The following is a 22,500-nucleotide window of genomic DNA, read 5'->3' as shown; positions in this document are numbered from 1 at the left end:
CGGCGATCCTCCGGACTATTGATCCTCCCACCGCCACTCCGTTCCGTGTGGAAGGACCTTGATGATCCCGCCGTCCCGTACGCCCGCGCCTACCCCGGCCTTCGCGCCGACGCCCGACCCGCTCACCCCCGCCCGGGACATCACGCACGCCCACTTCCAGGCCGGCGACCAGGTCGTCGTCCTCAAGGGCGCCGCCGGCGGGGAGCTGTGGGGCGATGCCATGCGTGTCGTCGCCCCGTCCTGGCATACCCCGACCGACGAGGACGGTTGGCGCCTGCGCGACGCAACGGGCGGAGCCCAGACGTACATCACCGCCCACCCTCGCTACCTCGTGCACCTCTCGCGGCGCTGCCCGGACTGCCTGATCTACCTGCGAGCCATGGAGGACCACCTGCTGCCGAAGTACCCCGGACAGGACGCGCTGGTCGACTGTGGCTGGTACACCACCACGGCCCTGGGCCAGCTCGTGCACGTCGGCGATGCCCGGGGTGGCCGGTGAGTCTTCCTGTCCGCCGTCCCGGCCGCGCTCTCGCGCTCCTGCGCGCCCGGGCCCGCGCCGTCTCGAATCCGGCGGATCCGTCGTGGCCTGCGCGTCTGGCCGACGACCTGCGCGAATTGGACGCCGACTGGCGGGAATCGGCCGAGGTCTGCGCGGACGCCGCCTGGGCGGCCCGCGCCGCCGGATACAGCGTCCTCAGCCTGCTGAGCCCGGACCACGTCACCGCCGCCCACCTCGACCCACACGCCGCCCGCACGTACCGGCATCTGTACTTGAGCGGCCTGCGGTACGACTTCCGCTGTCCCACGCTCCAGTCCGTCGTCGAGCAGCTGCCTCCGGCCGCGCGGGCGGGGCTGGACTGCTACAGCCGGGCCCTGTACGCCTTCGCGATGCTGGGCCAGTCCCGCCCCGAGGGCTTGGACCTCATGGACGAAGTCCTCGACGACGCCGGGGAGCACGCCAGGACCCAGCACCTGCTGCTGCACGGCCTGTGGCTCGGCCAGGACCTTGACCAGGGCGCGGAGCGGCTCCTCGCCCTCAGCAGCCGACCCCCCTTCGATTCCGGCAGCGATCCGATCGTGCTCTTCCGCGTGGCCAGCGCACTGCGTCGCCTGGGCCGATACGACGAAGGGCTCGTGGCCATCGCCCGGGCGCTGGACCTTCTGCCCCCGGGTGACATGGCGGTGCACGCCGATCTGGTCCGCGAGCGCTCCCTGATCGCTGCCGCTCGCGACATCCACCAGCACCAGCTCACCCGCGCCTTCGGAGGCACGCCCACGTGATCCCCCGCGTCAACGAGCGCGCACACGTCCCGCACGACCCGCTCAGCGAGGCGCTGGGACATTCGGTGCCCATCGAGAGCGGACTGCCCGAGCACGCCGTCGTGGCCTACTGGCCGGGCCTGGACTCCTACACCCTGGACGACGAGCAGGCCACGTGGACGGCCACCCAATGGGCCGAACACCTCGAAGATCCCCTGCTGGAGCATCCGTTCGCCGCTAGCCCCCAGGACGATCGGCGGGCGATCTTCCACCTCGACGCCCGGCTCCACCCCGACGACCGTGACCTGTCCGGTGCGGAATGGGCCGAGGCCGCCCACCGCCTCGCCCGCGCCTCCGGCATCGAGACACCGGGCGATAAGAACGGCTGCCACTGGATCGCCGTCCAGGGCAAACCCGGCCGCCTCGACCTGATCGCCAACCTCATCCGGCTCGACGGCACCTGGCAGAAGCAGCCCGCCGACCTACTGCGACGGCTGCAGGTGGAAGCCCGGCGCATCGAGCAGGACCTGCGCCTGATCCCCGTACCCGTCACGGCCGACCACCGAGACATAGTCCGGGCCGTGCCGACCGCGTCGACCCAACTCGCGACGGTTCTCGCCCAGCTCGCCGACGAGCAGTCCGGTCCGCTGGCCACCGTGCGCTGGCTCGTCGAGCACACCGCCCACCGCATCGCCCGGCAACCGGGTGCCGCCGGACCCGATCTCGCGCAGCGGCTGGAGCTGATCGCCCGACGCCTCCACGGCATCCAGGAGGACCTCGGCACCACGGCCACCGCTCTGGTCACCGCGCCCCGCCCGCGGGCGGCCGCCCCGGCGCGGCCCGCCGTCCAAGCCCCCGCACGTCGATCACCGTAGGAGAAACGTCGCTTTGCCCCTGGCCGACCGCTTCCTGACCGTCCGCCGCGATCCGCACTCCGAGGAGGTCCTCGCCCGCGGCGGAGACCCCGAGGCCCACAGCGTCCTGCAGCGCGCGGGCTTCGTCCCGGTGGTCCGCGTCCACGAGACCTACCACCGCGCCCCCACCAACCTGATCGAGGACGACGAAACCCGCCTCGGTATCGAAGCCGTGGCCCGGCTGCGGGCCGTCGGATACCACGTCGACTGCGACGAGGACTTCGACACCGACCGCCGCCCGGTCCACGATCTGCCGCTGGGCGCCTCGGTCACCCATCTCGCCGAACGCATCCGCGAGGCCACCACCACGTGGGAGGCCGCCGGCGTGCTCACCGAGCTGACCGCCTCCCACGACGGCATCCTCGCCGCCCTCGAAGAAGTCCTCCTCGCCACCGCCGAGTTCCACGACGGCCTCGGCGACGCGGCCGCCCCCTACACAGCCCGCCGTCTGCGCTACCTCGCCGACGAGCGTCTCCGCGTCATCCGCAGCGACCTCTCCCACACCCGCGACGCGCTCGCCGACCGGAACACCCCGCACCCCAGCCGCAGCACCTGCACCGAAGAAGTCCCGGCCACCGAACGCGAACGCTCCGCCGTGTGCGCCTGCCCACCGCCGCCGCGCACCGTGCCCGCCCCGCCGCCTGTCGCCGCCGGACTGCGCCGATGACACCGCCCCATCCCGCCAAGGACACCATGCACAACCACGAAGACTCCGAGCGCCTCGCCTCGTACGCCGACGTCCTCGCCGGCGAAATCCCCGGCACCTGGACCAGCACCTACCACCCGCCCAAGAGCAAGGACGACCTCGCCGAACTGGCGGACCGGATCTGGGACATGGACCTCGTCGCCGAGTCCCTCGCCGCCCACCCGCTGCAGGAGGCGGCCGTGCTGACCCGCCAGGACGGCGCCCAGCTCGTCGTCCTCGACCGGCACGACGAACGCGACGGATTCCTCATCGCTGCCGTCGCCCCCCGCAGCCTCCCCGACCAGGCGTACCGGGGGATCCGCGAGCCGAACGGGATCGCCCTGGCCGATGACCCCTTCCTGAGCGCCGAGCAGGTCGCCGGCGACCTGCTGGCCCGCTACGACACCGCGCTCGCCCAGGCCCGCCACAACGCGGCCGATGGCGTCCACCCGTCTCAACCGGAGCGGGTCGTCCTGACCTGGCAGCCGGACGGAAGCCTCGCCGCCGCTCCCGTCGGCGAGACCGCCGCCGCGATTCTGGCCGCCAACGGCTTCGTCGCCGACACGCAGACCGGTATCTACCGCCTCAGCGGCGACGACACCACCGCGCAGGCACGCGCCGTGCGCGCGACCGGCCGACAGCTCGATGCCCGCGGCATCGCCACAGCGCTCCAGCACCCCTCGGGCCGGATCGCCCCCACCGCCACCCCACCTGCGGCATCGGCTCCGACTGCGTCCCGGGCCGGGGCCACCCGGGCTCGATGAAGCAGAACGAGTCGCGCTCAGACGTACCCCGCCGCCACTGAACTGGAGAAACGTTCATGGGCAACCGCGCTGACGAGTGCGGCACCGATGTCGAGATCTACCGCAAGGCCCTGACCGACACGATCCACGCCGACACCGCCACCGGCGCTCCCGAGCAACTCCTCGATCTGCTCGACCAGCTCGGCCTGGAGCGCCAGGAAGTCTGCACCGCCGGGCCCGTCTACGTCTGGCACGAGGTCCCCGAACAGCTCGGCCCCGACGAGCAGAAGTGCCTGGCGAGCCGAGCGATCCCCGCCCTTCTCATGGCCGGATACAAGGTCAACTGCACCCCCGACCTCTTCGACGAAGCCGCCTACCAGCAGGCCGTGCACGAGATCCGCTCCGGCCAGACCCGCCCGGCCGCACAACACCCGCCGCCGGCCGCCGCCCCTTCGCGCCGCGCGCCGTCCCGTCGCACCCCGTAAGCCCTCACGGCGGTCCCGGCTTCCTCGCCGGGACCGCCCCGCACACCCGACCGGAGAATCCCGTAGTCCCCCGCATTCCCCCGCCGGTCTCCCGGCGTCTGAAACCCCGCCTCGCCACCGCGCTGTTCCGCCGCTACCTGCGCGCCTGCATCCCCACCGGCCCCGACCGGACCGTCCCCCTGGCCGGCGCCCGCCCCGAAGCGGTCCTGGACGAGTCCCGGCGGATCGGCCACCGCCACCACCACTGACCCCGAATCCGCCCCGGAGGAGCATGACCCATCCCGTCCCGCACCTGGTGCATGTGGCCGACGAGCTCAGCCGCCAGCTCGGCCAGCTCGCCGACCACCTCGCGCAACTCCCCCCGCATGAGGCCACACAGGTCATCACTCGCCTGGTAGACCCCGCGGACGGAGTCCTCGGCAGCTTCACCCACCTCATCTCCACCAGCAGCGTGTTCGCCAAGAATCAGGCCGAACGCGGCACCCTGCCGGCAGAGGTGTGGCTCGCCCTGGGCCGGGCGGCGAACGAACTCGACGCCATCGGCGGAGACCTGGACGAACACCGCGAGACCCTCCAGCACATCAGCACCCGGCCACCCGCCCAGGCGGCGAAGCCTCCGTCCCCCGCTCCGCTCGTCGTCCGGCGCCGCAGGTGAAGCGTAAGCAGTGGCAGGGCTGGGGGCCCGGCGAGCAGGCCGAGCAGCACTACCTCGTCGAGCCCCGCGCGCTGGCCGGCGGCGGCGACATCCGCCACGTCTCCGAGTTCCTGCGCGCCTCCGGCTGGCGAGACAAGTCCAAAGCAGGCGGTCCCCTCTTCCTGGAAAGCGCCGACCGCACAGTCCGGATCACCTACGACCCCTACGTGCTGCCAGGTGGCTGGACGATCCACGGCAAGGCGACCGGGAACCAAGCCGAATGGTGGGCGACCCTCGGCCGTCAGACACCTGTGGAGATCGTCGCCGGTCTCACCGACGCCCTCACCCGACCCCGCTCCGCCCACGCCCCCAACGTGTGGGCCCCACTGGAAGAACAGGACTGGCACGCGCGTGCCGAAGGCGGGCACTACACCGCCACCAGCCCCGACGGTTCGGCGTGGATGCAGTTCCACCACGGTCCGAACGGCCGCGCGATGTGGTGGTCCGGGGCGAAGGACCAGCAAGGCAACGGGTGGAACGCTCAGTTCACACCCAGCACGCCGATGCACCTCGTGCAAGCCTTCTCGACCGCCCTCGCCAGCCCCGAGCCCGTGATGCGCCCGCGCGGACGCGTCCCGCACAGCGCACAGATCCGCACCACGTCCGTCTCCGTCCTGCCCTCCCAACTCAGCGCCTGGCAACAAGCCCGGATCACCGCCGCCCGGGCCGCCACCTGGGCCCGCAACTCCGTCCGAACCACCCGGCCCCGCACAACCGCCCGCCCGCACGCCCACACCGGCGACGCCCGCACCCACCGCTGACCGAAGGTCTCTTACCCCAAGGAGCCCCGTGCCCGCACCGACCCTCGACGACATCCGCAACGCCACCGAGACCCTGTCGCGGCTCACCGAGTACCTGCGCGACAACCCCGAGCCGGCCGAAGCACTCGCCCTCGTCGAGCCGCTCCTCGACGAGTACACCGGCGTCCCCATCCAGCTCGGCGACGCCCTGCGCGCCCTCGCCCGCGCCCTCCAGGACCACCCCGGCAGGCCGCGCAGCCCCGAAGTCAGCTCGCTCTTCGCCGAGTTGCGCACCGCCGCGTGGGAGCAGACCGATCAGTTCGCCCTTCATTACGCTATCGACGACCTCCGTGCCCTGTACGCGAAGACTCCGCCGCCCACGCAGGGGTGTGGCCGGTGCCGGTGAGCGAACGGCAGCTTGCTGCCTTCGCCGACAAACACGCCTGGCAGATCCCGTTCGACACCAGCCCCCGTCACCTCGCCGGCCCCGGTGACGCCCGCCGCGTTACACACGGCCTCGCCGCGGCCGGATGGACCCGCACGTCCGACCCGCTCAGCCCCGAGATCGTCCTGACGAGCCCCGACCGCCGGCACACCCTCCAGTTCGACCCGCAGTCCGCCACCTCCGCCTGGTGGCGGCTGCGGGCCGAGCCCACAGACACCGAGCCGGGCTGGTACACCGAATTCGGCGAGCTCGTACCCGCCGAGGTCCTCTGCAGCCTCACCGACGCCCTCATCGCCCCGCCGCCCGCCCAGCGGCCGGACCTCTTCCCCCTGCTGGAGTCGGTGGGCTGGCTGCTCGACGCGCGGAACGCGGCTTACTCACCCGACGCCATGTGCCGTGTCGAGCAGCGGGCCGACCGGGGCGACAGCGCCGCGGCGTACTGGCACGTCGAGACCTTCGAGCCGGGATACGGCACGCCGATGGGGCCCCGGATCTGGCACGCCTGGTTCGACGGCCGTACGCCCGAGCGCCTGGTGAACGCCTTCATCACTGCCCTTGCCGACACGGCCCCGGTCCAGCGCGGCATGTACGACCGCACCGCCCACCACAGCGTCGTACAGCAGCCGAGCCCGCTGTCCCCCGAGCAGGTCGTCGAGGCGCACACCGCCCGACTTTCCGACATCCAGCGGCAGGTACGCGCCGCCCGCCGCCGGCGACCCGCCACTACCCCTGCCACTGCCAAGGCACCGACGCCACCCGCGTCGGCAACGACACCCGTACGCCGGTGACCCGCCCGACTGGGCGGCAGCCGCGTCCGTCCTCCACTTCAAGGACCCGCCATTCCCGCAATCCCCGACTCCCACCGCGATGCCTTGGAGCAGCTCGGCCGCTTCCTGCGCGAGAGCCAGTGGATCCTCGCCGCCTGGGACGCGTACTCCGACGAGCACACCGATCTCGACGGCTGGCCCTACGACGAACACGCCTACGGTCTGCGCGCCAGCCAGCGTGACGCCGACACCGCCGAGGCGTTCGAGAGCGTCCGCGCCAGCGCGCACCATCTCCTCGCCACCGCCGAAGCGCAGCTCACCGCGCTCCCCGCCGGCGCGGTGCAGAACCGCTGGGTCTGGCAGCTCGGCACCCTGCACAACGCCCTCGAGCGGCTCAAGTCCCTGTACGCCGAATGGCTGCATACCCGCGACAGCCTGCCCGCCAACGCCCGCCCCGGGACCGACGCCTACGACGACGTACTCGTCGACTACCACGCCGAGGCGTGGAGCTATCTCGATGACTGGGCCTCCCACGGCCAAGCCGTCCTCGACATCAACGCCGCCGCGCTCAAGGCACCACCCCGGCTGGCCTGCGCCCCCGCGCCCGCCCCGCCTTCGAAGGCGGCGGGCCGTACGGCGGGGAGGCGCGGATGAGCAACCTGGTCGAGCAGGCGCTCATCTCGCCCCGCTACCTCGCCGGCCCCGGCAACCCGGCCTGGGTCACCGTCCCGCTGCACGAGGCCGCCGGCTGGAGCCACGGGAACGATCCGCTCATGCCCCGGGTCATCCTGACCAGCCCGGACCAGAAGACGATGCTCCGCCTCGAACCCGATCTGAACGAGCCGTGGTGGCGCCTCTCCCACCGCGACGGCCGCACCGGATCTGTCTGGAGCGCGTCCTTCGGCGGCGGAACGCCGGTCGAGCTGATCTCCGCAGTCACCGACGCGCTCACCGACCCCGACTACAACGCACGGAAGGTGACCGATCCCTACCAGCCGCTGCGCCGGGCCGGATGGGACGCCATCCCCAACGGGGAGTTCCGTTCGCCGGACGGCCGCGTGAGGGGCGAGCGCTTCAACTTCTCCGGCAGCCGCAACTGGCGTGTCACGGCCACCCTCGACGAGGACGATCCCGTATGGAAAGCCTGGTTCGACAGCGTCACTCCGCCCTCCCTCGTGGCCGCGTTCATGCAGGCTCTCGCCGATCACGAGCCGCTGCGCCGTTCCCACGAGCAGACCATCGGGCTCAGCCGGCGCCGGATCAGCCTGCGTTGGCAGCAGTGGACGGCCGAGAGCGTCGCGTACGCCCTGCCCGAGCGGATCAACCACCTGGCCTCCCGCACCACCGGCACTCCCCCGCCACCGCCGCCCGCCCCGCCGTCGGCACCCTGCCGCTCCCGCTGACGGCCCGCTGGCCGACACCACCTCCGCTCAAGGAACCACCGCTTGTCCCCTTCCCCCTCTTCCAGTTCCGACGGCTACGACATAGCCCTGAAGATGCTCCTCGGCGCCCTCGCCATCGGCGTTCCCCTCGCCTCGATCGCCTGGCTGACCGGGAATCTCACGGCCTGGGCAACCGGGACCGGCCCCTGGGTGCCGTACCGGCCCGGCGACGCCCTGCTCCAGCCCGAACAGCTCTGGCCCCAGGCCGGAGACACGTCCCTGCTCATGAGTACGCGGATCGTCCCCGTCCTGCTGACGCTGCTCCTCGCCGCCGGCGCCGGTGTCCTGTGGTTCCGCTACAAGAACCGCACCGGAGGCCGGAAGAAGAAGGTCGACGGTATGGCGAAGGCCCGCGACATCGAACCGCTGCTCGCCAAGTCGATCGAGGCCAAGGCCCGCTCCCTGCGGCCGAGCCTGAAGGACGCTAAGCACATCGCGCCGGCCGACACCGGCATCCTCCTCGGTAACCTCGCCGGGACTCGCCACGAGGTGCGGATGGGGTTCGAGGACGTCGCGGTCGCGATCATGGCCCCGCGGTCCGGCAAGACCACCTCCCTCGCCATCCCCTCCATCCTCGCCGCGCCGGGCCCGGTGCTGCTCACCTCGAACAAGGCCGCCGGTGATGCCTTCACCACGTGCCTCGATGCGCGCGAGCGGGTCGGCCGGGTGTGGTCCATGGACCCGCAGCAGATTGCGCACGCCGAGCGGACGATGTGGTGGAATCCGCTCGCCGACGCCAAGACCCTCGACGGCGCGGGCCGACTGGCCGGGCACTTCCTCGCCGCCTCCGTCGACGCCTCGCAGCAGGGCGACTTCTGGTCCAAGGCCGGCAGCAACATCCTGTCGCAGCTCTTCTTGGCCGCGGCGCTCGACGAACGGCCGATCACCGACGTGATGCAGTGGCTCGCCTTCCCCGCCGACCGCACCCCGCTCGACATCCTGCGCGACCACAAGTTCACCGCGGTCGCCTCCCAGCTCAAGGGCACCGTCGAAGGCCCGCCCGAGACGCGCGACGGCATCTATGAGACCGCCCGCCAGTACGCCGCCGCCCTGCTCAACTCGGATATCGCCGCCTGGGCCACCCCGCAGAAAGACATCTCCGAGTTCCGTCCGGCCGACTTCGTGACCTCCAGCGACAGCCTGTTCCTGCTGTCGAAGGACGGCGGCGGCGGAGCCTCCGCGCTGATCGCCGCGTGCGCCGACAGCGTGATGCGGGCCGCGACCGCCCAGGCCGAGCGGGCCGGCGGCCGGCTCGATCCGCCGATGCTGGCGATCCTCGACGAGGCCGCCAACGTCTGCAAGATCAGCGACCTCCCCGACTTGTACTCGCACCTCGGCAGCCGCGGCATCATCCCGATCACCATCCTGCAGAGCTACCGGCAGGGACAGAAGGTCTGGGGCGACGCCGGCATGGACGCCATGTGGAGCGCCGCCACCGTGAAGGTCATCGGATCCGGCATCGACGACCCCGACTTCGCCGACAAGCTGAGCAGGATGATCGGCGACCACGACGTCGCAACGACCTCCACCTCGATCTCCGAGTCCGGCAAGTCGACTTCGATCAGCATGCGGCAGGAGCGAATCCTGCCCGCCGACGCGATCCGCGCCCTCCCCAAGGGCTCCGCCCTGTGCCTCGCCACCGGCATGCGGGTCGCCATGCTCGACCTGCGCCCCTGGTACGCCGAGCCCCGCGCCGACGCACTGGCTGCCGCCTCCGCCCGGGCGTCGAAGGCGATCACCGCCCGCGCCGTCGCCAAGCATGCTCCTCGGCAGGGCGATTACGGCACGGCTGCCTAACCAGGCTGTGCCACACCCCCTGATCGCACGCACCGCCCCCGCCCTCCAGCGGCGAAGGGGGCACCGCTGACCGCTCACCCGCTGCGCTCGCCCCGGCCCAGGCCGTGCCCCTGCACACCGCCAGTGATGGCGAGGCGCCTGCCGCCCCTGCGGTGCAGGCCGTCCCACGACCCCTCGTTGTTGTTCCTCCCTCCCCGAGGTCTTCTCTTGTCCCCATCCCGTTACGTCACAGAGGCGTTGACGGCGCTCGCCGCTGACGGCACCCCGTTGGCCGTTTACCGCGACACCCCGGCCCGCCCGCGATCCGACGGTGCAACGATCGTGCTGGTGCACGGCGCGTCGGTCACCGCGGACCTGTGGCGCGTCCACGTCCAGCGCCTGACCGGCCTGGGCTTCAGCGTCCTTCGCTACGACCAGCGCGCGCACGGCCGCACCCCGCGGGGCTCAGCACCGCTGAGCATCGAGCAGCTCGCCGACGACCTGGACCAGATCCTGCGCGCCCTCGCCTCCACGGGGCCTCTGGTGCTCGCCGGCCATTCCCTGGGCGCACTCGTACTGCAGGAACTCGCCGCCCTGCGCCCACAGCTCCTGTCGCGAATCCGGGGCATGGTGCTGCTGTCGGCGACCGCACAAGGGGCGAGTGTGTTGCCCGGCCGCGGCCCGCGCGCCCTGCTTCTGGCCGCCGGACGCAGCCTGCTCGCCCTGACCTGCACCCACGCTCCCCAGGCCATGGACCGGGCGCGACGCCTGCTGCCCGACACCCATCGCTACACCTTCATGCCCCGCCCCAGCACCGGGCCTGACGACGGACCGCCGCCATGCGGCCACGGCGTACGCCACACCCCCACCGCCGATCTTGCGGCGCTGTGGCAGTGCCTGCGCGGCTACCGGGCGCGCCACCTGCCCGTTTTGGAGAAGCTCGGCGAGCGGCTGCTGTTGATGGCCGGTGCGGACGACCGGCACATCCCTGCCGCCCGCACCGCGCAGCTGGCCGAGCGCCTGCCCGCCGCCCGGCTGAAGATCGTCCCCCGCGCCACGCACGCCCTGCCCGCGCGCCACCCGGCACTCATCAGTGCCCGCATCGCCCATCTCGCCGCCGGACCGCACCCCCGCCCTCATCTCCCCAAGGATCCGTCATTTCCGAACTCCCTACTTTCCGAGCGATTTCACTAGGCGCCGGTATTCAGTCCAGCGCCATGCTCGCCCTGTCAGCGGAAGGCGTTCTCCCGAAGGTCGACTACGCGATTTTCGCTGATACAGGATGGGAACCCCGGGCCGTTTATTCACACCTGGAACGCCTGGAGCGCGAGATAGCCAAACCCGCAGGCATACCCATCCTCCGAGTCTCGTCCGGAAACATTCGCAAGGACGCTTTGGACCCGGAACACCGCTTCGCCTCCATGCCCCTCTACATCCTCAACAAGGACGGTCGACCTGGGATGACCAGGCGCCAGTGCACAGGGGAATACAAGGTGAAACCCATCAAAAAGAAGGTTCGAGAACTCCTTGGATACCCCTATCCGACGCGAATCCCGAAGGGCGTATTCGTCGAGCAGTGGATCGGCATATCCACCGACGAATTTCACCGCGCCAAGGACGCCGACGTCAAGTACATGCGCAACATTCATCCCCTCATCGACATGGGATGGTCGCGCTCCGACTGCATCCGATACCTGACCTCGCTCGGCCTGGCCGATACACCGAAATCAAGCTGCCTCGGATGCCCATTCCACGGTAACGCCCAATGGAGAAAAATCCGCGATACCAGTCCCGAAGAATGGCGCGACGTCGTGGAGTTCGACGCCGCCATCCGGCAGGGCAATGCCCGGGCGAACGCGAGCGGCAACCGCCTCCTGGGCGAGGCGTTTCTGCACCGCTCCCGGGTACCGCTGAGCGAAGCGCCGATCGACCACGTCACGGATGCCGAGTGGGCCGCCCTCCAACAGGAGCTGGGCGCAGCACCGGACGCGCAGGAGCTGGAGCAGGGCGTGGTGGGCGGGTGTTCGCCGTGGGCGTGCCGGGGTGAAGCCGGGTCGGTGCAGGACGACTTCGGGCTGGCCTCTTGATCCTGGATCTGTTCGCGGGGCCCGGCGGCTGGAGCCATGCCCTGTCCGTGCTTGGGGCCCGTGACGTCGGCCTCGAGTGGGATCCCTGGGCCTGTAAGTCCCGTGCATCGGCCGGGCAGTTGACGCTACGCACGGACGTGGCTCTCTATCCGGCGTGGCCGTTCGTCGGGCGGACCCAGGGGCTGATCGCGAGTCCGCCGTGCCAGGCGTGGTCGATGGCCGGCAAGCGGCTCGGGTTGGTTGACCAGCCCCTCGTCCACCAGGCCGTCGCGGACCTCGCCACAGGCCGCGACACCCGCGAGAAGCTCCTGGCCGCCTGCCGGGACGAGCGATCCCTGCTCGCGGCGGAGCCCATGCGCTACCTGCACGCCCTCCATACCGTCGGCGAGCCGGAGTGGGTCGCGATGGAGGAGGTCCCCGACGTACTGCCGCTGTGGCGCCAGTACGCCGCCGTACTGCGCCGCTGGGGCTTCTCCGTGTGGACCGGAATCCTGAACGCGGCCGATTACGGCGTACCCCAGACACGCCGACGAGCGATCCTGCTTGCCTCCCGGGTCCGTACCGCTGAGCCGCCCCCGCCGAGCCACGCCCAAGTCGCCGAGCCGGAGACATTGTTCGGGCCCGGCCGCGCTCGCTGGGTGAGCATGGCCGAGGCTCTCGGCTGGGGAGCCACCGACCGTCCCGTGCCCACCGTCTGCGCCGGCGGCGGCCCGGGAGGCGGCCCCGAGCCGTTCCCGTCCGGCTCCCGCAAGACCCTCTCCGACGCGCGTGCCCGCGGCACCTGGACACACCGGGCCGACTCAGTCGTGCTGCAATCCCGCCGGGAGGGAGCAGGGTGGGCTGCCCGGCACGGCACCCGGGACAACCGGCCCGCCGACGCCCCGGCACCCACGTTCACCGCGGAGGCGCATCGCTGGTCGTGGTCCCTGCGGAGCAACAACCAGGCCAATGCCACCGTCCGTTCCATCGAGGAGCCGGCGGGGACGCTGTTCTTCGGGCACCGCGCGAACGAGTGCACCTGGGTCGCCGAACCCATCAGTCCACAGCTGGTGGATGAACCCGAGCCCACGCCGGAACCGATACGGATCACCGCCCGCGAGGCGGGCATCCTCCAGACCTTCCCCGCCGACTACCCCTGGGCCGGCAACAAGGGCCAGGTCTTCAGCCAGATCGGCAACGCAGTCCCGCCGCTGCTCGCCGGCCACCTCCTCGCACCGCACCTGAGCCGCCCCCTGAACCCCGACGACTTCGCCCTGGCCGCTTGATGCCCCGTACTCCCAGTCCCGACGAGGACGACCTCGACACGATCCCGCCGCCACAGCCGGTGTTCTACGCCGAGCAGGCCCTCCTCGGCGCCCTCCTCCTCGACCCGCAGCGCCTCGGCGACGTGCCCGGCATCGATCCAGACGCGTTCTCCACAGCCGCACACGCCGCACTGTTCGCCGCCGTCCGCTCCCTGCCGGCCCCCGACCCAACCCAGCACGCGCAGAACACCAAGTGGCTCGAAGAAGTTCTCACCGCCGCTCGCGAACAGGCCCGTGGACTGACCGCCTCCTACCTCCACAGCCTGATCCAGATCTGCCCCTGGCCCCGACACGCGCCCGCGTACGGGCGAATGGTCGAGGCCGAGCACGCCCGCCGCCGTCTGCGCGCCGCCGCCGAGCACCTCGCACGGACCGCGCGGGACCGCTCCCTCCCGCACCCGGTCCCCACCACCCTCGCCGAAGCCGACAGCCTCGCCGACGTCGTGGACGACCTCGCAGCTCGGTTCCCCCCGCACTCCAGCTCCCTGCCCCGCACCACCGCACTCCCGCCGGCCATCGCCCCCGACGACGCCGAGGAAGCGGTCGACGAGGAGCGGCTCCTGCTCGCGACAGCGACAGCGCACCCTGCCGACATCGAGCAGATGCGGTGGCTGACGGCGGACGACTTCAGCCATCCCCTGCACGCCGGGCTGTGGCAGTGCCTGACCGCCCTGTCCGGGCGCGGTGCCCCCGTCGACCCGGTCACCGTGCTCTGGGAGGCCCAGCAGCGCGGCCTACTTACCCACGGCACCGAACCCAAGGAGCTGCTCTACCTCCTCGGAACTCCGGCGGGCTCCCCGGAGCACTGGGGCGAGCGCATCCTTGAGCGCTCCGTCCTCGCGACGGCGCACCAAGTCGCCTGCCGTATCGAGGCGTTCACCGACAACCCGGCCACGACGCCGTACCAGCTCGTCATCGGCAGCCGCCGCGCGCTGGCCGACCTGACCGCCATACGCATCCGCTGGCAGCAGGCCACCAGCCCGTCGCCTGCCCCGGCACCGAAGGCCAGCGTCGCGGTCGCCGCGCGCGCTGGGCCACGCCGTCCACGCACCACTGTCCCCGCCCGCCCAGTGTCCGGCCGACCGATCGTCGGCCGGACACTGTGACCAGAAGGCCCGCATGCCCTACGCCCCGGCGGACGCGCACGTCCGCCTCGCCCTCCATCCCACCCACGCTCCCGCCGTCGTCGCCACGACGGCCGGCCCCACGAGCGACGCCGCCCGGTCCCACCTGCACGACCTCGGCTTCCGCAGCACTGGTACAAGCACGATGGTCCTGGCCAGGATCGACCGCGAAGAGCCGTACTACGCGCACGCCACAGCCGAACAGCTCCGCCAGTGCGGCTTCACCGTCGAGATCGACGCGGCGCTCCAGGAGGAGATCGACACCGAATGGACCTGGCCCGACTACCCCATGCCGTGGTACTCCCGCGAGCAAATCCGTGAGGTGAGCGCCACGGCCCAGCGGCTCCATGACGACATCGCCGCCGGCCGCCTGGTCATCCACCTCCACGCCCACGACGGCCACACCACCGTCGCCGTCGGCACTTACACCACCGGAATCCGCCGCAGCCTCCACCTCCACGGCGAGAACCACCTCCGCCAGATCACCAACGCCTACACCGACGAAGCCGAGGCCATCGCCGACTTCCATCACCTGTACTCCGTGGCCGTCCGCCCCGGACCCGCCCCGCTCACCGACATCGAGCGATCCGTCCGCGAGCTCCTCGCCGCCACGCCTCAGCGGGAAACGAGCGACCTCGGCGAGGCCCAGGCCGACCCAGTCATGCCACCGACGGTGCCGCTGGCGGGCCCCGGAGAGCACGAACAGTTCTTGAACGCGTTCCTGGAGTCGAACAAGGACTGGGAGCGATACCGGACCTGGACCGACGAGACCACGATCGCGAGCCACGAATCACTCACCCTGCGCGCCGAGTTCGACCACGAGGCCCGGCATCGCACCGACACCGCCTGGACGATCGCCGCCTACGAGAGTCCCGTCGGCGAACGGCTCTGGCACGCCACGATCACCGCCACCGCCCCCGTCCCCCTGATCCGCGCCCTGCTGGAAAGCCTCACAACCGATGCGCCGCGGGACGCTCAAGCCCCGTGCGAACCACTGCGCAACGCTGGCTGGGCCGAGGACAGCCACGCCTTCGGCACGACGTGGCGAGCTCCAGGTCGCAGCCTCAGCTTCGAGCACCATCCCCACGGGCTGGACGACCGATGGATCGCCCACGGCGGCGACGACCCCAACCGCCACGCCTGGACGATCCGGCTCTCGGCCACCGCGGCGCCCGAAATCCTCACCCAACTCACCGCGGCGCTCGCCGACAGCACCGTACCGGCGCCACGTCCCCAGCAGCGACCGACGCCCCGCCTCCTGCCCGCCGCCGTCCCGCAGCAGCGCCCCCGTCATCGCTGATCAGGAGCGACTTGTCGGAGGGGCGCAGGCAGGCATTGTTCAGCCGGACGCCTTGAACATGAGGTCGCTGGTTCGTGATGGAGATCCTCGGCGTCGTTGACACTTGCGCCGACTTTGCTCCTCCCCTCTCAGCACATGACTTCGGCGCGAGTGCCCAGCTCTGATTGCATGCCGTCCTGGATCCTGTCGGCGGTAGGGGCACCTGGTGGCTCCGAGGGGCCGGTCTACCTCAAGGGGGTGCGGTGGAGCTGCGGATCGTGGTCCAGAACGTCGGGCTCGATGGGCTGCGTACGGGCACGGGTGATCCTGAGGACCGGTGGCCGGCGCTGGCCGAGCGAATCCAGAGCACCGGCCAGGCGGACTTCTTCTACATCCAGGGGCTGCATGGTTGCTACGGTCCCGCGTATGACGCTACCCATGCCTCCTGTTGTTGATCTACGTCGGGAATCAGTTGTCGAGGTGCTGGACCGTGTGGAGCGGTCGCTTCAAGTGCGTCTCGACCGGGAGACGTTGGTTCGCAAGCGCCGCTCCGTCGGGGCGCGGACGCACCGCAACACCTGGGTACGGATTGAGCGACGCGGCTTCGATCGGATCGGCGCCCAGGGCTGGAACGGGCCGGAAGCCGCTGCCATCCTGAGCGGGGTCGCCATGGCCCGGTGGTACGCGGGGTTTGCTTGGCGTGAACCGCAGGATCCGGCGATGTGGCGTGCCGATGAGATGGACCTCGTCACGGCCTCGCCGATCGGGCGAAGCGCTCTCGTCATCGAGGATCCCAAGCTACAGGACGGGTGGTGGGCGACCCTGAACAGTTCGCTGGACGCGCTCGCCACGCAGAGCACCCCCAGGGTCGCCACGCCGGACACCGAGACGATCAGCCAAGAATTAGTGACCGCCACCATCCAGACAGTCTTCTCCGAGGTGACCGACACCCAGGTCGACGAGTGGACCCCGGCGCACGCGGACCTGACGTGGGCCAACATCACCGGACCAGAGTTCTGCATCATCGATTGGGAGGACTGGGGCATGGCACCGCGCGGGCTGGACGCCGCGACCCTGTGGGGCAACGCCCTCGCTGTACCAGCTCTGGCAGACCGTGTGTGGAGCGAGCGCCGGCCGGACTTGGAGAGCAAGTCGGGTCGGCTGATGGCGCTGTTCTTCTGTGCGAAGGTCACCGGGCCGCACGCCCACCCGGAGGACCCGCGCCTGGAGCCGGCCCGGAGGGCATCCGCGCGTCTCATGGCCGAGCTCGACTCCTCCCCAGGGAGTCGGTCAGCTCCCCTGAGTGGCTGAGGCTGTCCGGGAGCCGGCCACGAGCTCACGCCAACTCGCAGGGGCGGACGCCGGGCAGGGCCAGTGCCCCCAGTCAGGCGGAGTCTCGGAGAGAACGACGGCGGTGGACAGTCCCGCCAGTTCCGCCCCGACAACGCACTCGCTCGGGATCCCGAGGCCGCCTCCTTTGAGACCGGACCACTTAAGCGGTCAGGGCTGCGTCGAGGTAGTCCTGTACCGGCTCGAACAGTCCATACGGCACGTACTGCGGGATCTCGCCATGGGCCACCCAAGCGAGCTCGGCCAGCTCCTCGGCGTCCGCGACGTAAGCGGTACCGCCCACCACCTCGCAGGCCGTGTATGACATCAGCCGGCCCGTCTTCGGGTGAATCCGCTCGCCGAGCAGCTTGATGGCGGTCACGTCCACGCCGGTCTCCTCCCGGGTCTCCCGCACGGCGGCGTCTTCGCGGGCCTCCCCGAGCTCGACCTCGCCGGCCGGGAACTGCCAGGAGAGCTGACCTTCGCTGACCCGGCGGCGCACCATGAGCACGCGCCCCTCGCGGACGACGATGGCCGCGGCGATGCCCGGTTGATCCTCCGCGTTCTGCTGCGTCACGTCTGCTCCTCCAGGACGGCCAGGATGGGTGCAAAGATCGTAATGAAGCGGGTCACCGAACTTCTGGCGATTCACATGACGTCGATGTTCTCGACCGCATCGGTGTTGCAGGCTTCACCCGCCAGGTACTCGCAGAGGAAGTACTCGCACAGCACGCCGGTCACGGGGTGAGGCCGGTTGCCCAGGTGCTACAGGACCGCGCAGTGGACACCCGTCTCGTACAAGGTCTCCCGCACGGTGGTGGTCTCCCGAGCACGACGAAGGCCCCCGCGCACACCGCTTCCGCGCGTGGGCCATGCGCGTTTTCGGCCCATGCTCAACTTCCCTGACTCAAGGCCCCCTTGACGTGCTCCGGTCCGAGCGAAATCGTCGTGCAAAAGTGCGCAACCAGCTGGACATGGGAGATCGTTATGACGCTACGGTTCGTCGGGATAGACCCCAACACCCAGGGCGGCGGTTCACCGACGGTATGGGTGGACGACGAGAAGAACGAGCTGGTGATCCAAGGGTGGAAGGCGGACGAAACCCTCACCGCCAAGGTCAGCGGAACGACCTGGGTGGAGGGACACGACACCGGCATCCCGGACCACGAGACCCTGATACGCATCCCGGCACGCATGGTGCCGATCCTGAGGAAGGCGTGCGATGACGCAGAACGTGCCGGACTTCACTGAGCTGCTGCGCGGGGCCGAGCGCACGGCCGTACACCTGGAGATGCGCGACGTCTACGGGGTCGGCGACGAAGCCGAAGACTTCGAGCGGTTCAAGCGCACCGGCGTCCACCCCGACGCGGACCCCGCCTCGGCGGACTGGGGTGGCTGGGTGCCGCTGGTCCGGGAGACCGTCGGACGCGGCGTTGTGATGCGCCGGGCCCGCATCGTTTCCGAGCCGGTGACCGAGTACATCCGCTTCGAGCACGCCAGTACCCCCGTGAATGTGGCGGCCGGTGAGCTGGTCCGCTGGCTTCCGCGAAGCCGAGCGTCGGACATCGCGCTGCCTGGGAACGACTTGTGGCTCATCGACGACCGCCTGATCCTCTTCCACTGGTTCACCGGTGACGGCGACTGGGCCGGACACGAGTTCAACGAGGACCCGGACGTGGTCAAGATGGTCTCGACTGCGTTCGAGGCGGTGTGGGAGCGCGGCATCCCACACGACCAGTACACCGTCTGACCCGCAGCACCGGACAGCCAACCCATGCCCAAGTCTCCTTCCTCCAGCGCCCAGGCCGCCCGGGAGGCGGTTGCTGCCCGCCTGCGTGAGCTGATGCAGGACGCGGGGCTCAAGGGCAATCAGCTGGCTGTCCGGTGCGGGTGGAACGCCGCCAAGACCTCCCGCATCATCAACGCCAAGACCCCGCCGTCCGACTCCGACATCCGCCTCTGGTGTGCGGCCTGCGGCGCGGAGGACCAAGCCGCCGACCTGATCGCCACAAACCGCGCTGTAGAGTCGATGTACCTGGAATGGCGCCGTCTCCAGCGCGACGGAATGCGCAAGGTGCAGGAGGACTTCTACGCCCTGCACGAGCAGGCACGCCTGTGCCGCACGTACGTCTCTAACGTCATCCCCGGCTTCCTCCAGACCGCCCCCTACATCACGGCTCTCCTGCGGTCCATCACGCGCTTCCAGGGCACACCTGACGACGTGGCGGAGGCAGTCACCGCCCGAATCGCCCGCAGCCGGTTCCTTTACGAAGGCGGCCACCGCTTCGCCGTGGTCATGGAGGAAGCGGTACTGCGTCACCGGATCGGAAGCCCCGAGGAGATGGCCGGCCAGCTCCGGCACATCCTCACCGCCATGCCCCTGGCCTCCATCTCCGTCGGCATCATCCCCTTCGGAGCCGAGCGCACTGTCTGGCCACTGGAGGCGTTCTATCTGTACGACGACCGACGCGCCGTCGTGGAGACACTGACAGCCGAGATCAATGTGACACAGCCGCGTGAAATCGCCGACTACGCCCGCGCGTTCGCCGGACTGTCCAGGATGGCCGTCTACGGCGACGAGGCGCGGGCTCTCATCACCGCCGCGATCGACGCCCTCGGGTGAAGTTGTGCAACGCCGTGCAATTTCGTTGAGGGCAAATCACTGGCGTCCCTAGCGTGTTGAGTGCCGCTCGGAGGCCGAAGGACCCTCCGGGCAGCTCCCCCGAAGCAGCAGGGCGCACGCGTCCCGTCCGGTGATGCGCCCCGCTATGCCGACCTCACCCGTAGGAGTGCGCGATGACCACGGCCCTCCCCCGCGACCCCGGCGAGCCGCCGGAGTTCGGCGTCCCCAGCCCGGAACTGACCGCCCGAGCCGAATCCGGGTTCGAGAAGTTCCTCGCCCGGGGTGAAGGACGACTGCCAGTCCGACGAGGAGACCACGCGATGAGCAGCGCCGGCTCCTTCTTCCATGGGGACGGCCACCCCTGGCTGCACAAGACGGTGCGGGACATCGCGAGCCGGGGCGAGGGCGAGCTGACCGCGATCGTCCACGAGAAGACCGGTAGCCGGACCGTACGCGTCGCTCACATCCGACCCGCGTCCGGGATCGAGTGGACCACGTCCGCGGACAATATCCAGCTCGTTCCGTGACCCGATTACGCCACTGGCCCGGCTGGCACCAGCAGCTCGCCGTCCTCGCGTGTGTCGTCGTCGCCACTGTCTCCGTGGTCGCGCTGGCCCTGGCCGGGACGCCGGACGGGTAGCCCCACAGATTTCCGCCTGGAACAGCCCTGGACAGGTCGAGCCGGGCGGATCGGTGCCGGGGTCTTCCCTCCGAGGACTCCGGCACCACCCCACAGCACCACTCGAACCCGATCGAGAGGAGCACCATGGCCTTCCGCAGCCCCACGCGGCTCGCGGCCGTCCCCCGTGCGGTGATCATGCAGCCGACGACGCTGTGCCTTCCTATGGACTGCACGTACTGCTATCTGCCCTTCCGGAAGAAGAAGCACCTCATGACGGTGGAAGTCGCCAGGACGGTGGCCAAGCCGGTCAACGTGTGGGCGGCCGACGACCCGGCATTCGAGGTCGTCTGGCACGGGGGTGAGCCCCTGGCCACGGGACGCGAGCACCTGGCGGCGCTCATGGCTCCCTTCGGGGGCGTGAAGCATTCGATGCAGACCAACGCCGCCCTGCTGGATGACGCCTGGTGCGAGTTCCTGCTGGAGCGCGACGTAGCCGTGGGAGTCAGCATCGACGGCCCCGTAGACATGAACACCCACCGCGTCACCCTCGCCGGGCACCCCGGATTCCACGTGACGATGCGCGGGATCGAGCGGCTGCGCCGCCACGGCATCCCGTTCTCCGCCATCGCGGTCGTCTCCGATCCCGACCCGGCGAACGCCGCCCGGTTCTACGAGTTCTTCGCCGAGCTGGGCGTCACCACCCTCGGCGTGAACGTCGAAGAGGAGGAGGGGGTCAACCTCTCGGTACGTGAGACCGACGCCGTTCGAGCGGCCGAGTTCTGGGCCGCCCTCGCCGACGCCTGGCGGGCCAACCCGGTCGTACGCCTGCGGGAGATTCAGCGCGTGCTGAACTTCGCCGGCGCCGTCCTCCAAGGCGAGGTGACCGCCCCCACCCCGGCCTCCGATCCGTGGGACCCGCTGCCCACCATCGCCTACGACGGCGGCGTGGTCCTGCTCTCCCCCGAGCTGGCCGGATTCACCGACGACCGGTTCGGCGACTTCACCACTGGCAACGTGCTCCGCGACGGCCTCGACATCCTCGTGGCCGAGGCCGAGGAGCGCACCCCCTGGATCACCGAGTTCTGGAACGGCGTGGACGCCTGCCGCGCCACATGCCCCTCCTTCGCCTTCTGCGGCGGAGCCCACCCCGCCAACCGGTACTTCGAACACGACGGCCGGATGGACGGGACCAGGACCCGGTACTGCACCACCGCCAAGATTGCCCTTCTGGAAGGAGTAACGCGCCATGTCCGCGAGCATGCCCACTGACGCCACCACCCTCGTGATGGACTCGCCCTTGGGCTTCCAGTCCCTCCTGGAGGTCGCCGGGACGCAGGTCCTCGCCACCTTCGACAACCGCCCCACCTGGGACAACCCGACCCCCGCGTTCGACAACCGGCCCACCTGGGACGACTGGAGCAAGAGGTCCTAGCCCCCGCTGACACCCGGGGCGGTCCTGCCAGAAGATCGGGGCCGCCCCGGCACCACGATGAAGGAGCACCATGGCCACCCGCACCTTCGGCCACGTCACCGTCACCACCCCCGACCTCGACGAGCCGGGTCTCTACCTGACCAACGTCCAAACGCTCGACAGCCCGCGCGGCACCCTCCAGGATTTCACATACGGGGACGCGGACCTGCGCTCGCTCGACCTGGCCGACGCTCACCTCATCACCGGCCGCATCACCGGCGTGCGCACGCATCGCGCCGAGTTCGAGGCACTCAATCTGCACGGCGTGGAGATCACCGGCAGTGACCTCGGCTCGGCCCGTTGGAGCGAGAGCAAGCTGACGCGCGTTGTCGTCCGGGACTCCAAGCTGATGGGTGCGGCTCTGGAGGGCCTGGTGCTGGACAACGTCCTGTTCGAGGGCTGCAAGTTCGACTTCGCAACCTTCGAGAAGGTTCGTGCCACCGGGCCCGTCGTGTTCACCGGCTGCGTCTTCACCGAAGCCGTATTCACCGACTGCGACTTGTCCGATGTCGTGTTCTCCGACTGCCCGCTGAGGCTCACCGAGTTCGGCGCCGGCCGTTACCGAGACACCGACCTGCGTGGCAACGATCTCTCCACAATCCGCGGCGTAGCGAACCTCGCCAAGATCCGTATCGCCCCCGGGCAGCAGACCGAACTCGCCCAGGCCCTAGTGAACGAACTCGACATCACCCTCGGAGACGACTGACCCG

At 70.4% G+C, this 22,500-nt stretch carries 28 protein-coding genes and 1 pseudogene; 27 read left to right on the top strand and 2 right to left on the bottom strand.

Annotation, left to right across the window (positions count from 1 at the left end; all coding sequences use genetic code 11):
- Positions 1-61 precede the first annotated feature (61 nt).
- The 20 genes from ACFV9D_RS05760 (at position 62) to ACFV9D_RS05665 (ending at position 17,056) form a co-directional block, all read left to right on the top strand.
- The gene (locus ACFV9D_RS05760; protein ID WP_385141406.1) at positions 62-499 is read left to right on the top strand and encodes a hypothetical protein; all 438 of its coding nucleotides are present in this window, start codon (positions 62-64) and stop codon (positions 497-499) included.
- A complete protein-coding gene (locus ACFV9D_RS05755) occupies positions 496-1,281 on the top strand; it encodes a hypothetical protein (protein ID WP_385141404.1) in 786 nt (261 codons plus the stop codon). Before ACFV9D_RS05760 ends, ACFV9D_RS05755 begins: the two co-directional genes overlap by 4 nt.
- Complete coding sequence (locus tag ACFV9D_RS05750; RefSeq protein WP_385141401.1) at positions 1,278-2,135, top strand: relaxase/mobilization nuclease; 858 nt, start codon at positions 1,278-1,280, stop codon at positions 2,133-2,135. Before ACFV9D_RS05755 ends, ACFV9D_RS05750 begins: the two co-directional genes overlap by 4 nt.
- A gap of 13 nt (positions 2,136-2,148) precedes the next feature.
- Positions 2,149-2,841 carry a hypothetical protein gene (locus tag ACFV9D_RS05745; RefSeq protein WP_385141398.1) on the top strand — a complete coding sequence of 231 codons (693 nt, stop codon included), beginning with the start codon at positions 2,149-2,151 and terminating at the stop codon, positions 2,839-2,841.
- A 26-nt stretch (positions 2,842-2,867) separates the two neighbouring features.
- On the top strand, positions 2,868-3,623 hold the full coding sequence (locus ACFV9D_RS05740) for a hypothetical protein (RefSeq protein ID WP_385141396.1): 756 nt from the start codon (positions 2,868-2,870) through the stop codon (positions 3,621-3,623).
- Positions 3,624-3,679: 56 nt separating this feature from the next.
- Positions 3,680-4,087 carry a hypothetical protein gene (locus ACFV9D_RS05735; protein ID WP_385141393.1) on the top strand — a complete coding sequence of 136 codons (408 nt, stop codon included), beginning with the start codon at positions 3,680-3,682 and terminating at the stop codon, positions 4,085-4,087.
- Between the two features lie 271 nt (positions 4,088-4,358).
- A complete protein-coding gene (locus tag ACFV9D_RS05730) occupies positions 4,359-4,742 on the top strand; it encodes a hypothetical protein (RefSeq protein WP_385141390.1) in 384 nt (127 codons plus the stop codon).
- Positions 4,739-5,542, top strand: coding sequence for a DUF317 domain-containing protein (locus ACFV9D_RS05725; protein WP_385141387.1), 804 nt, complete (start codon positions 4,739-4,741; stop codon positions 5,540-5,542). The genes ACFV9D_RS05730 and ACFV9D_RS05725 overlap by 4 nt, the downstream gene beginning before the upstream one ends.
- A gap of 28 nt (positions 5,543-5,570) precedes the next feature.
- Positions 5,571-5,927, top strand: a complete 357-nt coding sequence (locus ACFV9D_RS05720) for a hypothetical protein (protein ID WP_385141384.1) — start codon at positions 5,571-5,573, stop codon at positions 5,925-5,927.
- Positions 5,924-6,754 (top strand): DUF317 domain-containing protein, encoded by an 831-nt coding sequence (locus ACFV9D_RS05715; RefSeq protein ID WP_385141382.1) that lies wholly within the window; start codon positions 5,924-5,926, stop codon positions 6,752-6,754. The genes ACFV9D_RS05720 and ACFV9D_RS05715 overlap by 4 nt, the downstream gene beginning before the upstream one ends.
- Positions 6,755-6,838: 84 nt before the next feature.
- Positions 6,839-7,387 (top strand): hypothetical protein, encoded by a 549-nt coding sequence (locus ACFV9D_RS05710; protein WP_385141379.1) that lies wholly within the window; start codon positions 6,839-6,841, stop codon positions 7,385-7,387.
- A complete protein-coding gene (locus ACFV9D_RS05705) occupies positions 7,384-8,136 on the top strand; it encodes a DUF317 domain-containing protein (RefSeq protein ID WP_385141376.1) in 753 nt (250 codons plus the stop codon). The genes ACFV9D_RS05710 and ACFV9D_RS05705 overlap by 4 nt, the downstream gene beginning before the upstream one ends.
- Before the next feature lie 42 nt (positions 8,137-8,178).
- A complete protein-coding gene (locus ACFV9D_RS05700; protein WP_385141373.1) occupies positions 8,179-9,972 on the top strand; it encodes a type IV secretory system conjugative DNA transfer family protein in 1,794 nt (597 codons plus the stop codon).
- A gap of 207 nt (positions 9,973-10,179) precedes the next feature.
- On the top strand, positions 10,180-11,145 hold the full coding sequence (locus ACFV9D_RS05695; RefSeq protein WP_385141370.1) for an alpha/beta fold hydrolase: 966 nt from the start codon (positions 10,180-10,182) through the stop codon (positions 11,143-11,145).
- Positions 11,146-11,168: 23 nt separating this feature from the next.
- Positions 11,169-12,038: a hypothetical protein gene (locus ACFV9D_RS05690; protein ID WP_385141367.1), complete on the top strand. Its 870-nt coding sequence runs from the start codon at positions 11,169-11,171 to the stop codon at positions 12,036-12,038.
- Positions 12,035-13,303 carry a DNA cytosine methyltransferase gene (locus tag ACFV9D_RS05685; RefSeq protein ID WP_385141364.1) on the top strand — a complete coding sequence of 423 codons (1,269 nt, stop codon included), beginning with the start codon at positions 12,035-12,037 and terminating at the stop codon, positions 13,301-13,303. The genes ACFV9D_RS05690 and ACFV9D_RS05685 overlap by 4 nt, the downstream gene beginning before the upstream one ends.
- A complete protein-coding gene (locus ACFV9D_RS05680) occupies positions 13,303-14,448 on the top strand; it encodes a DnaB-like helicase N-terminal domain-containing protein (RefSeq protein ID WP_385141362.1) in 1,146 nt (381 codons plus the stop codon). The genes ACFV9D_RS05685 and ACFV9D_RS05680 overlap by 1 nt, the downstream gene beginning before the upstream one ends.
- Positions 14,449-14,461: 13 nt before the next feature.
- Positions 14,462-15,766 (top strand): DUF317 domain-containing protein, encoded by a 1,305-nt coding sequence (locus ACFV9D_RS05675; protein WP_385141359.1) that lies wholly within the window; start codon positions 14,462-14,464, stop codon positions 15,764-15,766.
- Between the two features lie 242 nt (positions 15,767-16,008).
- Positions 16,009-16,200, top strand: a complete 192-nt coding sequence (locus ACFV9D_RS05670; RefSeq protein ID WP_385141356.1) for a hypothetical protein — start codon at positions 16,009-16,011, stop codon at positions 16,198-16,200.
- Positions 16,172-17,056: a hypothetical protein gene (locus ACFV9D_RS05665; RefSeq protein WP_385141353.1), complete on the top strand. Its 885-nt coding sequence runs from the start codon at positions 16,172-16,174 to the stop codon at positions 17,054-17,056. The genes ACFV9D_RS05670 and ACFV9D_RS05665 overlap by 29 nt, the downstream gene beginning before the upstream one ends.
- Before the next feature lie 181 nt (positions 17,057-17,237).
- Here ACFV9D_RS05665 and ACFV9D_RS05660 read toward each other — a convergent pair whose 3' ends face one another.
- Both ACFV9D_RS05660 and ACFV9D_RS05655 read right to left on the bottom strand, forming a co-directional pair.
- Positions 17,238-17,651 carry an NUDIX hydrolase gene (locus ACFV9D_RS05660; RefSeq protein WP_385141349.1) on the bottom strand — a complete coding sequence of 138 codons (414 nt, stop codon included), beginning with the start codon at positions 17,649-17,651 and terminating at the stop codon, positions 17,238-17,240.
- A pseudogene (locus ACFV9D_RS05655) lies at positions 17,648-17,899 on the bottom strand (NUDIX hydrolase); the annotation flags it as partial. The pseudogene ACFV9D_RS05655 and the gene ACFV9D_RS05660, both read right to left, overlap by 4 nt.
- Before the next feature lie 162 nt (positions 17,900-18,061).
- Here ACFV9D_RS05655 and ACFV9D_RS05650 point away from each other — a divergent pair.
- The 7 genes from ACFV9D_RS05650 (at position 18,062) to ACFV9D_RS05620 (ending at position 22,496) form a co-directional block, all read left to right on the top strand.
- The gene (locus ACFV9D_RS05650; protein WP_385141347.1) at positions 18,062-18,325 is read left to right on the top strand and encodes a hypothetical protein; all 264 of its coding nucleotides are present in this window, start codon (positions 18,062-18,064) and stop codon (positions 18,323-18,325) included.
- Positions 18,297-18,824, top strand: a complete 528-nt coding sequence (locus ACFV9D_RS05645; RefSeq protein WP_385141344.1) for a DUF6879 family protein — start codon at positions 18,297-18,299, stop codon at positions 18,822-18,824. Before ACFV9D_RS05650 ends, ACFV9D_RS05645 begins: the two co-directional genes overlap by 29 nt.
- Positions 18,825-18,848: 24 nt before the next feature.
- Entirely contained in the window at positions 18,849-19,697 is an 849-nt protein-coding gene (locus tag ACFV9D_RS05640; protein WP_385141341.1) for a helix-turn-helix domain-containing protein, read from the top strand.
- Positions 19,698-19,870: 173 nt separating this feature from the next.
- A complete protein-coding gene (locus ACFV9D_RS05635; protein ID WP_385141337.1) occupies positions 19,871-20,224 on the top strand; it encodes a hypothetical protein in 354 nt (117 codons plus the stop codon).
- A gap of 239 nt (positions 20,225-20,463) precedes the next feature.
- Entirely contained in the window at positions 20,464-21,588 is a 1,125-nt protein-coding gene (gene amcB, locus ACFV9D_RS05630) for a cyclophane-forming radical SAM peptide maturase AmcB (protein WP_385141334.1), read from the top strand.
- Positions 21,566-21,751, top strand: a complete 186-nt coding sequence (gene amcA, locus ACFV9D_RS05625) for a multiple cyclophane-containing RiPP AmcA (protein ID WP_385141331.1) — start codon at positions 21,566-21,568, stop codon at positions 21,749-21,751. Before amcB ends, amcA begins: the two co-directional genes overlap by 23 nt.
- Positions 21,752-21,821: 70 nt before the next feature.
- Entirely contained in the window at positions 21,822-22,496 is a 675-nt protein-coding gene (locus ACFV9D_RS05620) for a pentapeptide repeat-containing protein (protein WP_385141328.1), read from the top strand.
- Positions 22,497-22,500: the final 4 nt, after the last annotated feature.

Source organism: Streptomyces sp. NPDC059875, from assembly GCF_042731085.1.
In the GTDB taxonomy this organism is placed as follows: Bacteria; Actinomycetota; Actinomycetes; order Streptomycetales; family Streptomycetaceae; genus Streptomyces.
Note: the sequence above shows the minus strand (reverse complement) of the source record. Positions and strands in the feature narration are given on the sequence as shown.

Excerpts from the sequence above, each read along its gene's own strand:
- ACFV9D_RS05760 (WP_385141406.1), top strand. The coding sequence starts at position 62 with ATGATCCCGCCGTCCCGTACGCCCGCGCCTACCCCGGCCTTCGCGCCG.
- ACFV9D_RS05740 (WP_385141396.1), top strand. The coding sequence starts at position 2,868 with ATGCACAACCACGAAGACTCCGAGCGCCTCGCCTCGTACGCCGACGTC.
- ACFV9D_RS05735 (WP_385141393.1), top strand. The coding sequence starts at position 3,680 with ATGGGCAACCGCGCTGACGAGTGCGGCACCGATGTCGAGATCTACCGC.
- ACFV9D_RS05730 (WP_385141390.1), top strand. The coding sequence starts at position 4,359 with ATGACCCATCCCGTCCCGCACCTGGTGCATGTGGCCGACGAGCTCAGC.
- ACFV9D_RS05705 (WP_385141376.1), top strand. The coding sequence starts at position 7,384 with ATGAGCAACCTGGTCGAGCAGGCGCTCATCTCGCCCCGCTACCTCGCC.
- ACFV9D_RS05690 (WP_385141367.1), top strand. The coding sequence starts at position 11,169 with ATGCTCGCCCTGTCAGCGGAAGGCGTTCTCCCGAAGGTCGACTACGCG.
- ACFV9D_RS05680 (WP_385141362.1), top strand. The coding sequence starts at position 13,303 with ATGCCCCGTACTCCCAGTCCCGACGAGGACGACCTCGACACGATCCCG.
- ACFV9D_RS05675 (WP_385141359.1), top strand. The coding sequence starts at position 14,462 with ATGCCCTACGCCCCGGCGGACGCGCACGTCCGCCTCGCCCTCCATCCC.
- ACFV9D_RS05665 (WP_385141353.1), top strand. The coding sequence starts at position 16,172 with ATGACGCTACCCATGCCTCCTGTTGTTGATCTACGTCGGGAATCAGTT.
- ACFV9D_RS05650 (WP_385141347.1), top strand. The coding sequence starts at position 18,062 with ATGACGCTACGGTTCGTCGGGATAGACCCCAACACCCAGGGCGGCGGT.
- ACFV9D_RS05645 (WP_385141344.1), top strand. The coding sequence starts at position 18,297 with ATGACGCAGAACGTGCCGGACTTCACTGAGCTGCTGCGCGGGGCCGAG.
- ACFV9D_RS05640 (WP_385141341.1), top strand. The coding sequence starts at position 18,849 with ATGCCCAAGTCTCCTTCCTCCAGCGCCCAGGCCGCCCGGGAGGCGGTT.
- ACFV9D_RS05635 (WP_385141337.1), top strand. The coding sequence starts at position 19,871 with ATGACCACGGCCCTCCCCCGCGACCCCGGCGAGCCGCCGGAGTTCGGC.
- amcB (WP_385141334.1), top strand. The coding sequence starts at position 20,464 with ATGGCCTTCCGCAGCCCCACGCGGCTCGCGGCCGTCCCCCGTGCGGTG.
- amcA (WP_385141331.1), top strand. The coding sequence starts at position 21,566 with ATGTCCGCGAGCATGCCCACTGACGCCACCACCCTCGTGATGGACTCG.
- ACFV9D_RS05620 (WP_385141328.1), top strand. The coding sequence starts at position 21,822 with ATGGCCACCCGCACCTTCGGCCACGTCACCGTCACCACCCCCGACCTC.